General features: G+C 37.4%; 9 protein-coding genes and 1 pseudogene. 7 read left to right on the top strand and 3 right to left on the bottom strand.

Annotated elements, in window-relative coordinates; genetic code table 11:
- Nucleotides 1-19: 19 nt before the first annotated feature.
- Both FXF36_RS15535 and FXF36_RS15530 read left to right on the top strand, forming a co-directional pair.
- Nucleotides 20-484, top strand: a complete 465-nt coding sequence (locus FXF36_RS15535) for a helix-turn-helix domain-containing protein (protein ID WP_151625928.1) — start codon at nucleotides 20-22, stop codon at nucleotides 482-484.
- A complete protein-coding gene (locus FXF36_RS15530) occupies nucleotides 478-774 on the top strand; it encodes a type II toxin-antitoxin system PemK/MazF family toxin (RefSeq protein ID WP_151625926.1) in 297 nt (98 codons plus the stop codon). The genes FXF36_RS15535 and FXF36_RS15530 overlap by 7 nt, the downstream gene beginning before the upstream one ends.
- A 28-nt stretch (nucleotides 775-802) precedes the next feature.
- On the opposite strand, the gene FXF36_RS15525 is transcribed toward FXF36_RS15530, so the two are convergent.
- Genes FXF36_RS15525 through FXF36_RS15515 form a run of 3 tightly spaced genes read right to left on the bottom strand, consistent with a single transcriptional unit; the run spans nucleotide 803 to nucleotide 4,074 of the window.
- Nucleotides 803-1,654 carry a beta-1,6-N-acetylglucosaminyltransferase gene (locus FXF36_RS15525; protein WP_151625924.1) on the bottom strand — a complete coding sequence of 284 codons (852 nt, stop codon included), beginning with the start codon at nucleotides 1,652-1,654 and terminating at the stop codon, nucleotides 803-805.
- Between the two features lie 46 nt (nucleotides 1,655-1,700).
- On the bottom strand, nucleotides 1,701-2,651 hold the full coding sequence (locus FXF36_RS15520; protein ID WP_151625922.1) for a glycosyltransferase family 2 protein: 951 nt from the start codon (nucleotides 2,649-2,651) through the stop codon (nucleotides 1,701-1,703).
- Between the two features lie 40 nt (nucleotides 2,652-2,691).
- Nucleotides 2,692-4,074, bottom strand: coding sequence for an O-antigen ligase family protein (locus FXF36_RS15515; protein ID WP_151625920.1), 1,383 nt, complete (start codon nucleotides 4,072-4,074; stop codon nucleotides 2,692-2,694).
- 161 nt (nucleotides 4,075-4,235) lie between these two features.
- Between FXF36_RS15515 and FXF36_RS15510 the strand changes: the two are divergent.
- The 5 genes and pseudogenes from FXF36_RS15510 (at nucleotide 4,236) to FXF36_RS15490 (ending at nucleotide 14,711) form a co-directional block, all read left to right on the top strand.
- Nucleotides 4,236-5,437: pseudogene (locus FXF36_RS15510) on the top strand (glycosyltransferase family 4 protein).
- 13 nt (nucleotides 5,438-5,450) lie between these two features.
- Nucleotides 5,451-6,284: a glucosyltransferase domain-containing protein gene (locus FXF36_RS15505; RefSeq protein WP_151625918.1), complete on the top strand. Its 834-nt coding sequence runs from the start codon at nucleotides 5,451-5,453 to the stop codon at nucleotides 6,282-6,284.
- Nucleotides 6,285-6,442: 158 nt separating this feature from the next.
- Nucleotides 6,443-6,979, top strand: a complete 537-nt coding sequence (locus FXF36_RS15500) for a hypothetical protein (protein ID WP_151625916.1) — start codon at nucleotides 6,443-6,445, stop codon at nucleotides 6,977-6,979.
- A 238-nt stretch (nucleotides 6,980-7,217) separates the two neighbouring features.
- On the top strand, nucleotides 7,218-8,090 hold the full coding sequence (locus FXF36_RS15495) for an acyltransferase family protein (protein ID WP_167511443.1): 873 nt from the start codon (nucleotides 7,218-7,220) through the stop codon (nucleotides 8,088-8,090).
- A gap of 408 nt (nucleotides 8,091-8,498) precedes the next feature.
- Nucleotides 8,499-14,711: a phosphodiester glycosidase family protein gene (locus tag FXF36_RS15490; protein WP_151625912.1), complete on the top strand. Its 6,213-nt coding sequence runs from the start codon at nucleotides 8,499-8,501 to the stop codon at nucleotides 14,709-14,711.
- Nucleotides 14,712-15,237: the final 526 nt, after the last annotated feature.

Genomic DNA, 15,237 nt, shown 5'->3' with positions numbered 1-15,237 from the left:
ATATTTTGGAGTATCTTACATGCAACAACAATCGCAGGACCTTAGAGTCCAAATCTCAAAAAATATAAAAATACTTCTTAAGACAGAAAAAAAGACCCGCCGTCAGGTGAGTGATGATCTTGGGGTGAAGTACACCACCTTTTGCGACTGGGTCAATGGGAAGACTGCGCCAAACTATAGGATGTTGGAGCAGTTGGGTGATTATTTCAATGTCGGAGCAGTCGACTTCTATGAGCCAGATATTGAGGAGAAGCGTCAGAGAGCAAAAGTGCTGCTGGATTATGCTTCGTATCTTAGTAAAGGAAAGGTACTAGATATGAGTCTACTGGATTCCTTGGAGGAAGAACAGATTAAGGAATTATTAGCATCAGGATTCAGATTTGCTCGTAAACCATTGGAGGAATATGTAGAAAGCACAGGACGACCACTCGCTTCATCAGTGGAGTTTGAGTGTGGTGGGGCTGTTGGGAGAGAGTTATGGTAGAACAGGGAGATATAATACAGATTACAGGGGAAGATATGCTGGCTCTCGTAGTCAGCAAGAATTATTATAACGAATCAGGTAAAGCTATTCTCTGCCCAGTCTATAAGCAGGATTTTGGAACGGCCTTCTGCCAGGAGATTGAATTGGATGGTGAAAAAGCCTTTGTATGCTGTGACTCAGTGAAGCAAATAGATGTAGAGACAAGAGGATATACCAAGATGGGTCGTATGAATCTTGGCAAGTTGATACAGGTTGTTAATTTGATAAAAGCAATTGTGGATTATGTATAGGGGTGTCCGAAAGGACACCCCACTTGATTTAGCTAGAAATAATATCTTCTGAGAACTTTCTTGCAAACATATAAGGGCTTTTGCAAAGCGTTGGATACTCGTCCTTGGAAAAAGTGTAGGGCTTGCCTCTGCCCCAATCCACGTATCTGTGGTTCTGGTATTGAATGTCTTTATTCTTAAAGCCATACCAATTATCTTTGTAAGGTGACATATTGAGCATTGTCTGTACGAAAACCTCATCTGCGCAGTATGTCATTTTGAAATATTCTTCAATAAATTCAGAATGAGCGACTATGTATCTAGCAAAATCATCGGTAATGCTAAACCAGTTGGAACCTTTTTCAAGATATTGCTTTATATCACGAGCACGGTCGATACTCAATATTTTTTGAAAGAGCAGAATAGTATCTCTAAAAATCTTGAGACAAGTATGGCGTTTCCTTCCAATGTGAGTCTGTAAAAGATAATAGTATCGCATTCTTTCGTAAGCAATTTCTGCACCGCCATGTGCATCAAAATCTATGAATTCCCGCCCTTGATTTACGTCAAAGAAATCATGAATTTCGTCCTGAGACTTGAGTGGCATATCAACACCGGATATAAGATGATAGTAATCATAGTGGTCTTTATGTGTTGCTGCTTCAAGAAGGGCAAGCTCTGCCTTGATTTGTGAATAGTCGCCCCAAAAGATGCTTACTGGTTCAACGATAGTAAGTGATGCATTGCAGCAGCCATTTATGAACGATGCCTCATTAAAATCTGTTGATTTTTTATCAATCAATAGAAAGAAATCGTTGCGCGAATCGTTCAGTGTATTAATTAAAAACTGGAGCTGTTTCCAGCTGTTGTGTGCAATTATTAAGTAGGCGTGTTTTCCCATTGTAGTCTCCGAGGTCCATCATTTCATTTAAAAGTAAAAAGTATTACTATCTGTAAAATGGATAAATGATGCGATATCCAAGAAATTTAATTTTCTTCTTCAAATCCATATATTTAAAGAGGTCGTTTCCTAATTGAACTGAGGTATTATAGAGCTTCATCACCCTGCTATGGGTTTCAGTATCATTTGCTAATTTAGTCATCAATAGTATTTCTCCGACAGCAATACTCCATTTCTCTATAGCATATTCATAGTAGGCGTGTTTTATAAGATGATTGCAAGTTAATAGTTTGGAGTCGGGAGAATTGAGTTTGTTATAATTAAAAGAGCTTCGTGATAAACTTTCATCAGAGAGGATTTGATTGTAAACAACATCGTCAAGTAGATAAAATGAATTACAACACGAGATTAATTCTGGTAACAGATATTCATCTTCTGCGAAGCGAATTCCGTCTTTGAAACGGAGATGCTCCCATATGCTTTTGCTGAAAAGCTTACCCCAAACAACAGTGAAGAGAAAGTTACAGTCTTTTATACTGTTAAGCGCCCAAAATGTTTCAGGACTTATAATTCTCTTGGTGAATTGAGAAGGAATCTTACCGATACCAAGCAAATTCCCATCGGTGGAGATAACATCATATTCACCAATCACTACGTCAACTGAGTTGTAAGATATGGCTTTTAACATTTTGTGGAATGCATTTGGGGAGAGATAATCATCACTATCAAGGAAAGTGATGTACTCACCAATAGCGTTATCTAATCCAGTATTGCGAGCAGAAGCTAGCCCTGCGTTTTCTTGATGAATTACTTTGATATTAGGATGAATGGAAGCATAATGATTGCAGACGTTGAGCGTGTCATCGGTACTGCCATCATCGATAATTATAATTTCAAAAGTTACATGCTCTTGGCTTAAAACACTGTCTATGCATTTTTGAATGCAATGTTCCTGATTGAATACTGGAATAATTACAGAAATATCAATATTACTCATTATTATCACCTTTGCTTGGGAACGAAAAAAGTGCTTCCAATTATGAATTCTCAAATGTTGTTTCACATTCAGGAGAGCACTTGTAATATGCCATTACAACGTATAGAAGCAGGTATGCATACAAATTACCGGTGTTTAGTGTGGTAAGTAAATAAATCGGGCAAAGGATAGTTAGAGAACGATTGCCTTTTGATACAAGCACCAGGTAGAAAAGCATTAATGTCAATCCTAAAGTGCCCAAGAGTCCTTCGTTACAGAAGATTTCAACAACGCCAAGGTCATAGGTTTTAATAGGGCGCCAATTGTTGTCCCAATAATATTGAACATCACCTCTTGTTTGGGCACCTGAACCTAGACCGAAAACAGGATTAATCCGTGCTGCATAAAGGATTCCGCTAAACTGCATTGTTCGAGAGAAACTGCCACTCTTGGCGTTTGATCCATAACCGATTGAATCATCAGGAGAGTCTTCAGATAAATCGAAATTGAAACCAATTTCATTTAGGACAGATTTTCCTGTTCCCACATAGTAATACTTGAAATATGGATTCGTAGCGCTTAATACAGTGATGATAACTGCAAGGCTTGCTACAATAATAAAAAGGTTCTTTGTGAATTCCAATCTTTCAGCCTTTGTGCGTAGTACATAAACTAAGTACATCACAGGAATGATAAACAAATATAAAATATCTGAACGTGAGCCTGCATGGATGACAGCAAAAACATCTAACAAAGCGATAGCAATGTAGCGCTTCTGATAAGATGTTCTGTACAAATAAATGATAAGTGGGAGCATAAGTATGCACATATTAGCGTAGACGCCTGGCATGCCTAAGGTGACTGTTGCTCTGAGCAGTCCGAGACGGATGTAATGCTCATTCATTACATGACGGGAAATCGTGTAAAGTGCATCTGCGAGGCGGATGGCAGTGAAGCTTTCAAAAATTCCCAAGATGAACATAACAGTAGCACCTCGTACAATAGCTTTGATTAGAGCATGCACTTCCTCCTTAGTTGGAGCGAGCATATATACTGAAACCAAAAGTAAGAGCTGTTCAAATATAATAAGGAAGATTGTTTTTGCAGCCTGTCCGTAGGTTGTGATGTAATAAAGATTTGAAACAATTCGTAAGATGAAATAACCTGCTAGACAATAGTACGGTTTTGGCAAATCCTTTAAATCAATTTCCTTGAGATTAATACTCTTTCTGCGATTAATACAAGCGTAGACGAAAAATACCAAAAACATCATTCTGCTGACAGTAAGAAGAGGAAGAGAATTATTAATCTCTATTCCGTAGTACTCAGGCAAGAAAAGCATGCATGGTATGAAGAGATTCAAATATTTTTTAGTTTTAAAACAGTAAATATTAGCAATCAAAAGTGCTAATGAAAATGTGCATAAAATTGTTAATCCAATCATAAAAAACTCCTATTCGCAACTCATTATATCATTTGATGTCTTTGAGGCAAACAGCTAATATTGTGGAAATGGTTGAAGGCCCATATCTAAATGATGTATAATTTCGCAAGATGCCAATTGGGGCACTATATATTACAAAACAGTTAATTTGGGAGAGAATGATGAGAGTACTTATGGTAAATAAGTTTCTTTATCCTAATGGGGTTCTGAAACTTATATTTTTAAACTCGGTGAAGCGCTCATGGCAAAGGGACATGAGGTTCAGTATTTTGGTATGGAACACGAGGGACGCTGTGTGGGGAATGCAGTAAATGCCTACACATCAGATATGGATTTTCATGATGCTAACAAGCTGGAGAAGATGACATATCCACTCAAGACAATATACTCCAAGGAAGCGCGTCAGAAGATTCGCTTGGTGCTTGATGATTTTAAGTCAGATGTTGTGCATCTCAACAACTTCAACTATCAGCTTACACCATCGATGATTCTTGAAATCGTTAAATGGAGAAAACAGACAGGAAATGCATGTAAAATTGTGTTTACTGCTCATGATTATCAGCTGGTTTGCCCAAACCACATGTGCAACAATCCAAACACACACGAAAACTGTGAGAAATGTTTGAACGGTCATTTTATGAACTGCACAAAGGGAAAATGTATTCACGGTAGCACAGCAAAGAGTTTTATCGGTACGCTTGAGGCTACTTTCTGGAAGCTAAAGGGAACATACAAGTACATTGATGCGTTTATTTGCTGCAGTAAATTTATGAAGAGTAAGTTGGATAGCAATCCATTATTTGCTAAGAAGACAATCGCAATTCATAATTTTATAGAAGCTATTCCTTGGGTAGAGGCTGAGAAAGAGGATTACGTGCTCTATTTTGGCAGATACTCTGAGGAAAAGGGTATCCGTACTCTTATTGAGGCTGCAAAGAGAATGCCAGAGGTAAATTTCATTTTTGCTGGAAAAGGGCCACTTGAGGATTTGCTTAAGGGAATCGACAATATTAAAAATGTTGGTTTCCAGAGTGGCGACGATTTGGCTAATCTTATCCGCAAGGCGAAGATGTCAGTTTACTCATCTGAATGGTACGAAAATTGCCCATTCTCCGTAATGGAATCGCAGATGTACGGTACACCTGTAATTGGTGCTAATATTGGCGGTATCCCTGAGCTTATCAAAGTCGGAGAGACAGGTCTTCTTTATGAGAGCGGTGATGTAGATCAGCTTTGCAATGCTATACATACAATTTGGCAGGATGATGCCAAGGCAAAGGTTATGCATGTAGCATGCAAGGAACTGAGCTTTGACACTATTGATGAGTATCTGGAAAAGATTATGAAGATATATCAGGCATAGGGAATTGAGCGTTATGGAGAATAAAATTAGGGAAGCGGCTAAGCCGGTTTTTGTAACATGGATTCTTTCGGTGCTGTGTTATCTGCCTATGATTGCAAAAGGATTGACTAATTCGGTGGATGGCTTGTGGGCATCATCATTTTACCAGTCTGGAAATATCGAGCTAGGCTCTGGAAGATGGATGCTTCTGTTTTTGGATAAGTTCAGAGGTGGATATGGTGCAGAACCATTTTCTTCGCTTGTGGCACTATTATTTATTGTGTTTGCAGTATATATTGCTATTTCGATGTTTGAGGAGAGCAGGAAGGTCACTAGCTATATTTATACAATGTTGATTTCCTGCTGCGTTACAATGTGTTGCTTACTGGCATACAGATTTACATCGTTAAATTATTGCTTTGGAATTTTGACTTCAGTTTTAGCTGCATGGTTTTTGACTAAAGAGGTAGGCGAGAAAAAAGATATATTCATGTATACCGGTGCATCGATTGCATTGATGGTTGTTAGCATCGGAATATATCAGGTGAATTTGGGGTGTTTTTTTGTTTTGGTAATCCTCTATATGATGAAGTTGATCTATTCTGAAGAGAATAGGAAATGCAGCAGTTTGTTCATCAAGACCATTGTTGTTTTTATAGTTTCGTGTGTGCTTTATAAAATCGCATGGACTGTTTGTATGCTTGCAAGGCACATAACAGCTTCGGACTACAATGGCGCGGATTCGGTTTCTGTCTTTGGAATAATTGCAGGATTGCCACATTCACTGACATTAATTTACAGGTCTTGGATTAGCTATTTTTATTTCCATCGGGGAATTACGTTTTTGCTCCAATTAGGGTTGTTGTGACGTTGGTAGTCTTTGGACTTTTTATTTTTGCAGGTGTAAAGAGATTATATAAGAACCCTAAGAATCTTGTTTTTTATATATTGCTGTTTTTGTGTTTGCCAGTCGGAGCGAACATTGCTGTTGTGCTGGCACCAAGTACACAAGCAATACTTATGCAAATGAGTATGCCAATGACATTGGTGCTGCCTTTATTGCTTTGTTTCATGGAAAGTATTGGATTGAACAAGAAGTATCTTTGTGGAATCTTGGGTGCGATACTTTTATATGGAAATATCTATGCAGTTGGAACAGATATTGATGCTTTGGCTCAGGGAAGCACGAGCTCATACTCTATTATGAACAATATTGTGGGTGATATTGCTGATAGTCAGCTCATCTCCGATGAATATGAATACGCATTCTTTGGCAATATAGGTGCCAATGTTATGTTTAAAAAGAATGAGCTATACGGCAGAGCTGATGCTTTTGCAAAGTTTGGTACCATGATGACAAAACCGGATATGGTTCACAAGTCATATATAGGTTTGGTGGATGATATTGGCATCAATCTGGAAATAGTTGATAACGATACTTATCTAGCAATATATAACTCGGGTATATTGGATACAATGCCTGCTTATCCAGAGGAAGGCTCCATTATTGAAAAAAATGGGGTTGTTATAGTTAAGGTTTCTGAGGATTATAAGTGGAAATAATATAAGAAATATATGGCCTATGGTATTCTTGGTAGAGGTTACCATGGGCTGATTTTATGCCTGAATGGTGAAATGCTCGTAATAAATGTATAAGGTAGTAAGATATGGGAAAAAGAGTAGAATGGGTAGATATAGTTAAGTACATATGTATTATGTTTGTAATGCTTTCACACCTTGAGAGTAAGACAGCTCTATTGTCAGAAATATACACCCCGATATTTTTGACGGGATTCTTTTTGTGGCTGGATATGTGTATAAACAGCCTGATTCATTTAAGACATTAATGGGAAAAAAGATTAAGGGATTATTTGTTCCTTGGTTTATATTTTCTAACCTTAATATTTTACTATCTCAGGTAATTACTCTTAAGGGTGATAGAGACTTGAAAGGAGAGTTGTTCCAGAATTTTATACAGGTTAGAGAATATGGAGATGGCCTATGGTTTGTAGCTGCATTGTTTGTTGCGTTTATTCCGTTCTATTTTGTTATTAAGTACATTACTAACAAAAGTAAGAGAATAATAATTTCGTTTATTTTATCACTAATAAATGGACTATATGTCCTTTTATTTCCTAAGGATATATTTTCATGGAATAGTCCTAATTTGCCATGGCACCTTGAGTATATTTTCCAGGCGATGTTTTGGATGATTTTGGGATATTCTTTCAAAGGTGGATGGGAGGAATATCTAGATAGAAAGAATAAAAGAGTAACTAGACTAGGAGTATTGCTTATATATCTAATTCTGGCGTTTGCACCATTGGGAAGGTTTTCTGGAGTGTATGTGGAGCTAAGTGAATACGCTATTTCAATTGTAGGACTTATATGCATAATAATGCTTTCTAAAACGCTTAAGACTAATAAGTATTTATCATATGTAGGCGCAAACACATTAATTTTCTTCGCATTTCATGGTAAAGTGTATGCAGTGTTGGAACATATTTTGCATAGCAAGTTTGGGGAATTTTACGGTTTGTGTTTATCAAATATGTTATTGTCCTCGATTGTAGCAATTATTATGACGATAGTGATGTCGATGTTGCTAATTGTTCCTGCGTATATTATTAATACATGGTTTCCGTGGATGGTGGGGAGGGGAAAACGAAAATAGTTTGTGTGAGGAAATAAGGTTATACTTCTAAGAAAAGAAGCCTGGAGCGTATGCTTCGGGCTGTTTTTTAGTAAAACTAACTATTATATTGTAAGAAACAGTGTTATTATATTTATACTAGGTGCGAATTAATAAAAAGATATCGTGCCCAATTAAGGGAATATTGTTCTACAAAGGCGGGGATGAAGGGATAATGTTGTGGGGAAAAGTCTAAATTATTCTATATGATTCTTTAATGTTTCCATTTTCTTACTTTTATCCTACGTTCAAAAAAATGAAAATGTTCATTACTCTATGTGAGAATCGCATTATTCTTGCTACACATTTATGCATAAACAATCAGGGGTTTATGCTTTGTTGGGGTAGGAGGAATAAGCGTTTCTATAAATAAATATTTAGGAGGGAATAATGAAAAAGTTTGGAAAACATAAGAGAATTGTCACATCGATTCTCGCGGTACTCCTTGCTTTGACAACTTTTTTGGTAGCTCCACTTGAGATAATGGCTGCTAACAAAATTGTTGGTTACACCGATCGTTATGACGGTGATGTAATCAAAGTTGTAAAGCAGAAAAACTATAACATAGTACCGGGTGTGACTGAAACTGATGTAGTTCTTAACGATCAGACTGGTGACGCTCAGGTCATGGGATACATGACAACAATTGAGCCAAGCGCAGATGTATCATTTAAGGCAACTTATGATGGATACTATGATGCAAAGAACTACAATAACGAAACGAAGGAGAGTAAATGGCAGGTTGGTGATTGGGGACTGTCGACAACAACTCATCAGATTGCTGCATACGAAAAGGCTACTGGAGAAAATGTAGTATTTGCCACAAATGGTGACTATTTCAACATGCAGACCGGTCAGCCAAGAGGTTCGCTCTATATTAATGGAAATTGCCTTAACCCTGAAAAGGATAATGAGGAACCTTATTTTGCAATTCTTAAAGATGGCTCCTATGTAATTAGGGATGCTGGAACAGATAAGTCTGATGTATTAGAGGCTGTATCAGGACCATTCTATCTTGTTAAGGATGGAAAAAATGTTGTTCCTGGAACATCAGAGCTTTTCCCTGTAAACAGTGTTGGATTTAAAGCTGATGGTTCAGTTGTATTCTTTATGGCTGATGGACGTCAGTATCCAAGATCTGTCGGAATGTCAATCAATGAGATGGCTGATTTCCTTGTTGCACAGGGAGTCGTTAAGGCTATTTACCTTGATGGTGGTGGTTCTGCTACTGTTGTTACAAGAAGAGAAGGTGAGAAAAAATATGCAGTCAGAAACAATCCTTCTGATGGCTCAGAAAGAAATATCTCTTCTGGTATTTTAGTTGTAGCAAACTCAATCAATGATGGTAAGTTCCATCATGCAGTAATATCTTCTAATGGTGATTTGTTTACACCAAATTCACCTGTGGCATTTACAGCTAAGGGTGTTGATTCTGCTGGTGGTGAGGCTGATTTGCCAGAAAGTGGATTAAAGTGGGCCCTTGCAAAAGATTCAGCAAAGAAGGGAACAATTGATGAGAACACAGGTGTGTTCGTATCTAATGGTGAATTAGGTGATGTAAACGTAGAATTGTACTATGAGAATAAAAAGATTGCAGAGAGTACAGTAAAGATTGCTGAACCAGACAATATTTATTTCACATCTGCATCAGCTTCACTTGATTTTGGTCAGAGAAGTAATCTTGGACTTATAGTTCGTTCTGAAAATGCAGATATGGTTTACAAGAGTGGTGACTTCAATTGGACAATTGAACCACTCAATCCAGAGGACGCACAGAATGATTTGGGTCATATGGATGGTAATGTTTTTGTGGCTGGTAATGCTACAACATCCATGCGTGCAAAAGTATCTGTAAGTTTTACACGAAAAGATGGAAAAGAAATATCTTCAAGTATCGTAGTAGAAATAGGTAAGATGCCTGTTGTTGCATTTGATTTTGAGCCTAATGCAAATGGCCCTCTTAAGGGAGCACATTTCCACTGGGGCAAGAGTAATTATGTAGATGCTGGCGTAACTCCTGGATACTATGGAGATTACGATGAACTTACTGTACCTGTTGCAAATAGCAACAGCATCAATGAGACTGTTTATGCTACATTAAAGGCTCCTTTCAGATTTACTGGAAACTATGACACAAGCGTTCCTGCAGCTGAAATCTTTAAGGAGAATGGTTATGCGTTCTACTTATGGCCAAACAATTCTATTACACATTACTGTGCTGGTAATGTAACCACTACTTCAGAAGCAAATGGTGGACAGGTTCGATTTGGCGAATATGCTATGGAGCTTAATTTTGATTATGCTTCATACGATGGCTCTTCTAACTCAAACTATTACATTAGAAATTGTAGTGGTTCATACGATGTAGAAGGAAGACCAACAGAGGTCGGCGTATGGGTATATGCAGATGCAAAGACATATAATCTTGCAGGATATACATTGCACGCAGATATTGGTGTATTTAATGGAACATCTTACAGCACAAAGAATTTCACACTTGTGCATGACGATGTAGATACAGATGGCAAGATTTCAACTACATCAACAATCAACTGGGTTGGTTGGAAATATTGCTATGCAAATCTTTCAGGAATAGCTAGTTATTATAGTCCAGAGCATCCATTTAGAATTAGAAATGGTGAGGGAATGATATGGCTTAGCTATGCGCCAGCGTCAGGTGGTGGACGTTATTCAGGAAGTTTCTATTTTGACAACTATCGTTTTGTATATGGAACAAATCTTGATGATTTGGATAATCCATACTTCAAGAGCTTAACAGTAAATGGAGAGTCTATTTTCAATGTTTCAGATGTAGCAGTTGATACAAACAGCGTTGAAATAACTGCAACATTTGCAGATGTTGAAGGAAAAAATGCTTCAGGAATTGATCCTACAAGAACAACCTTCAGCATCGACGGAAAAGAAGTTGCTTGTGATGGTGATGAAAACACAGCAACTACAAGACTTGAGCTTGCTAATGGACTTCACAGTATTGGTGTTACAATTTACGATAAATTTGGTAATACAAATACACTTAATTCATATGTAACAATTGGTGAGTCAGCTGAAACTGATGCAAAAGCTTTACTGACAGGTGCAGATACTGTAGTTCTTGGAAGTGATTATAAGCTTTCACTAATCACACAGGGATCTGTTAAGTCTGTTGACATGACAGTTCTTCAGCTCAATTCTGATTTCGGAGAGCCAACAGTTACAGCAGCAGAAGGCTGGGATGTTGAGGCTGCATATTCAATTACTGGCTTCAAGAAGGCAAAGATGGAGATTAAAGCTAATTGGACAGGTGAAGGTGAAGCTCCTGCTAATTCAGAGGTGGCTACATTATCATTTAATGTTCCAACTAACTTAGATCCAGCTATTGATTTCTTCACATACCAGGTAACTAATTCAACCTGCATCACAAACGATGGAAGAACAGTAACATCTGCTCAGCAGAAGGTTATTCTTACACTTAGTGCTTATTATACAATCGATACAACAGTTGCAATGTCAGGAAGAGACACTGTTCTTAGAGTGGTAAATCCTGCAGGAGAGCCAGAAGAAGGTGTAGAAGTATTTGTAAATGGTGTATCAATAGGATTTACGGATGCTAATGGAGAAATTGTAACAACCGTTACCAGAGACATTGCTCCAGGTGGTTCATTTGTAGTAATTGCTAAGAAGGGTGAACTGGTTTCATTCGAGACAACAATTACTGTAATGAATTCTGTAGTAAATGGTGAAGGTAAGCCAGAAGGTCTTATGCACACAGCTACAAAGCATGCTGATAGTGAGCAGATAATCACTTGGTTTGCACCAGTAGCTGAAACAGAAGCTGCAGCAGTTGTTGAGTACTCATTGAATAGTGATTTAAGTGCTTCAACTACAGTGACAGGAAGCAATACACTTCAGGCATTCTCTACAAGCAAGGATGCTGCTTATATCAACACAGTTAAGTTGACAGGCCTTGAGGGAGGCAGAACATATTACTATCGCGCAGGCGACGGAAATAATTGGTCTGATATTTCATCATTTAAGACAACAGCAAAGGATGCACCAGTTTCATTCTTTGTAGTTGGCGATACACAGATGCATGGAAATAGAAAGACAGACGCTGAAGAAATTCAGTTATTAAATGGTTTAGGAACACAGGTTGCAGGTTCAGATTTTGGTATCCAGACAGGTGATTATGTCGACAATGGTGGAAACTATAATATGTGGGAGGAAATGGATTCTACATTTAACGAGGCATTCCACGAAGCAGACATAATTCATACTCTTGGTAACCATGAATATTATGGTGATGCAAATGGTGTTGCAGCTAACGTAATCTTTGGACATGGTGCAGACGAGAAGGATTACTATTCTGTAGAGTACGGCAATGTTTATGTTGCTGTAATCAACTACAGTGCTAACCTTTCAAATGCATGTGCATGGTTAATTCAGGACGCACAGGCAAGCTCAGCACAGTGGAAATTCTTATCTGTACATCAGCCTGCATACTACACAAATCCAAATGGTGGCAGCCAGAGATTCCATAATTCAATTCCAAAGGCAGCTGAGGCAGCTGGAATTGATGCAGTATTCTCAGGACATGATCATGCATATGCAAGAACAATGCCTATGACATCTGGACAGATTGATGAAGAAAATGGTGTTGTTTACTTCGTATGTGGTGACCTTGGAGAGAAGAGCAGAAATATTAACTATGCAGCAGATAACAATCCTGCATTCAACTTTGCAATTGTAGACCAGAGCTACGATGCAATCGCAGTAAAGGTTACAGCTACAAATGAGTCTCTTTCATTTGCAACAGTAGACAGCCAGGGCAATATTATTGATACATACTCAAAGGAAAGCAGCTGCGCGGATGGACATGATTGGAAGTACTATGATCGTGCTACTGGTATGATGATTTGTGGTAACTGCGGTGAACAGGCAGATCCTAAGGTTGAGTTATTTAGTGGATGGTTAGAGGATCTTGAGACTGGTTCACAAATGTACTTTGTAAGTGGAAAGATTACAAAGGGATTCTCAAGAGTAGAGAATATTCCATTTGCATTCGATGAAGAAGGTCTGTTGAATTACACAGGACTTCTGGCAGATAATGGTAAGGTATATTATGCAGAAAATGGATATTGCCTAACTGGTCTTCACGTTATAAATGGAAAACAATATTTCTTTGATCCAAAAACATATGCAATGGTAGAGGGTTATCGCGTAGTTTCAGTAGAGGATTCTAATGGATTGCTTACTGAAGAAACAGGAATAATCTTTGAAATGGATAAGAAGATTGTGAGGGAAGCAGATGGAAAGCTCTATTATTATATAGAAGGATTTAAGGCACCAGCAGCTGGTTTTGTTGAAGTAAATGGTGATTATTATTATGTTCAGTACGATGGAAGTGTTGCTACAGGAAATGTACAGGTTAACCAACCGAACAAAATGATAAAAAGAGGTACATATTACTTTGATGATGAAGGTAAATTAGATTTAACAGGATTTAAGCATGGCTTAATTGAAGAAGATGGAAAACTTAATTATTATGTGCTTAACCAAAAATATTATGCTGGTTTAATTAAAATTGATGGTTCATATTACTATATTAATAGTAAGTGTTTTGCAGTTACTGGCAGTTACTATGTAACTAAAAACAATGGATTGATTCCATGTGGTAGATATCTTTTTGATGAGAATGGAAAAATGGAATTATCTGATGAACTTAAAAATGGAATCGTAGCAGAAAATGGAAAAATGTTCTATTACTTGAATGGCAAAAAGACATATGCAGGTTTAATATTGCTTGATGGACATTATTATTATATTAACCATGACTGCGAAGTTGTTACTGGAAGTTATTATGTTACTAAGGATAATGGTTTACTACCTCAAGGACGTTATAATTTCGATTTGAATGGGCGTATGATAATTCATGATTCATTGAAGAATGGTCTTTGTAAGGAAGATGGTGGTATCTATTATTATGTAAATGGCGAACGAAATTACGCAGGCTTAATAGATATTGAAGGTTACTTATATTACATTAATAGCAATGGCAAGGCTGTAACTGGAAGATATTATGTGACTAAAAATAATGATATCATGCCACAAGATTTCTATGAGTTTGCGGAAGATGGCAAGATGATAATTGATCGTCAGAAGAATGGTCTTTATGAAGAAGACGGAGTAAGATATTACTACGTAAATGGTAGAAAGACATATGCTGGTTTAATTTACATCGATGGCTATTATTACTATATTAACAGTAGCTGCCAGGTAACTACAGGAAGACATTATGTGACAAAGAATAATAATCTCTTACCTCAGGGCCATTACAACTTTGATGAATATGGCAGAATGATAATTGAAGAGAAACCTGAGACAAATGAAATTGTTGATGATGAGATTCCTGAACCAACTGAAGAAATAACAGAGGAGCCTGTTATAGATGATTCATCCTCAGAAGAATTAACAGAAGAAACAGAAGAAACAGAAGAAACTGTTATTGAAGAAAATACAGTAGAGGATTCAGTTGACGAAGTTATAGAGGAGGATACTGGGGATGTAGTATCTTCAGAAGATGCAGAAATATTTGCTGAGGAATAAGGTGTTATAAAGTAATATTTTAAAATTAAAGGGGGCTGTTAAAAAACTCCCCTAAAAAAGTAAGGAGTGAAATCTTCGGATTTCACTCCTCTATTATTAAAAAAAGAGACACAGAACTATGTCTGTGACCCAATTCCGGTGTATAATTATACCTATTCTAACCGAATTAAATATTAAGTCTGGAAAGAACCGATTGAGGGCTTACAAATAAAAAGGATTCAGTACCCATCTGTTCAGATGGTGGCTGAATCCTTACCTTTTAGGGTAGTTTTTTTACAGCGGCTTTTTAGTACCATAAAAGTGTAGTTGTTAGAGAGTAATTAACTCTGACATCTGCACTTATTTTTTTATAATAAGGGGAGTAATTGGTATGGCGAGCCGCTTTTTGGATTATCACATCCGGCAACAAAAACTGTCAACCAACCCCTTATTATAAGTATTCGCTTAAGCAGGTAGGGATAAGCTCCCGTGTAACCAACTAAAATGAATGGTAATAAGTGTGGGTGGTAAACAATTACTAATTCAA

It is taken from the genome of Pseudobutyrivibrio xylanivorans (assembly GCF_008935055.1).
In the GTDB taxonomy this organism is placed as follows: domain Bacteria; phylum Bacillota; class Clostridia; order Lachnospirales; family Lachnospiraceae; genus Pseudobutyrivibrio; species Pseudobutyrivibrio xylanivorans_A.
Note: the sequence above shows the minus strand (reverse complement) of the source record. Positions and strands in the feature narration are given on the sequence as shown.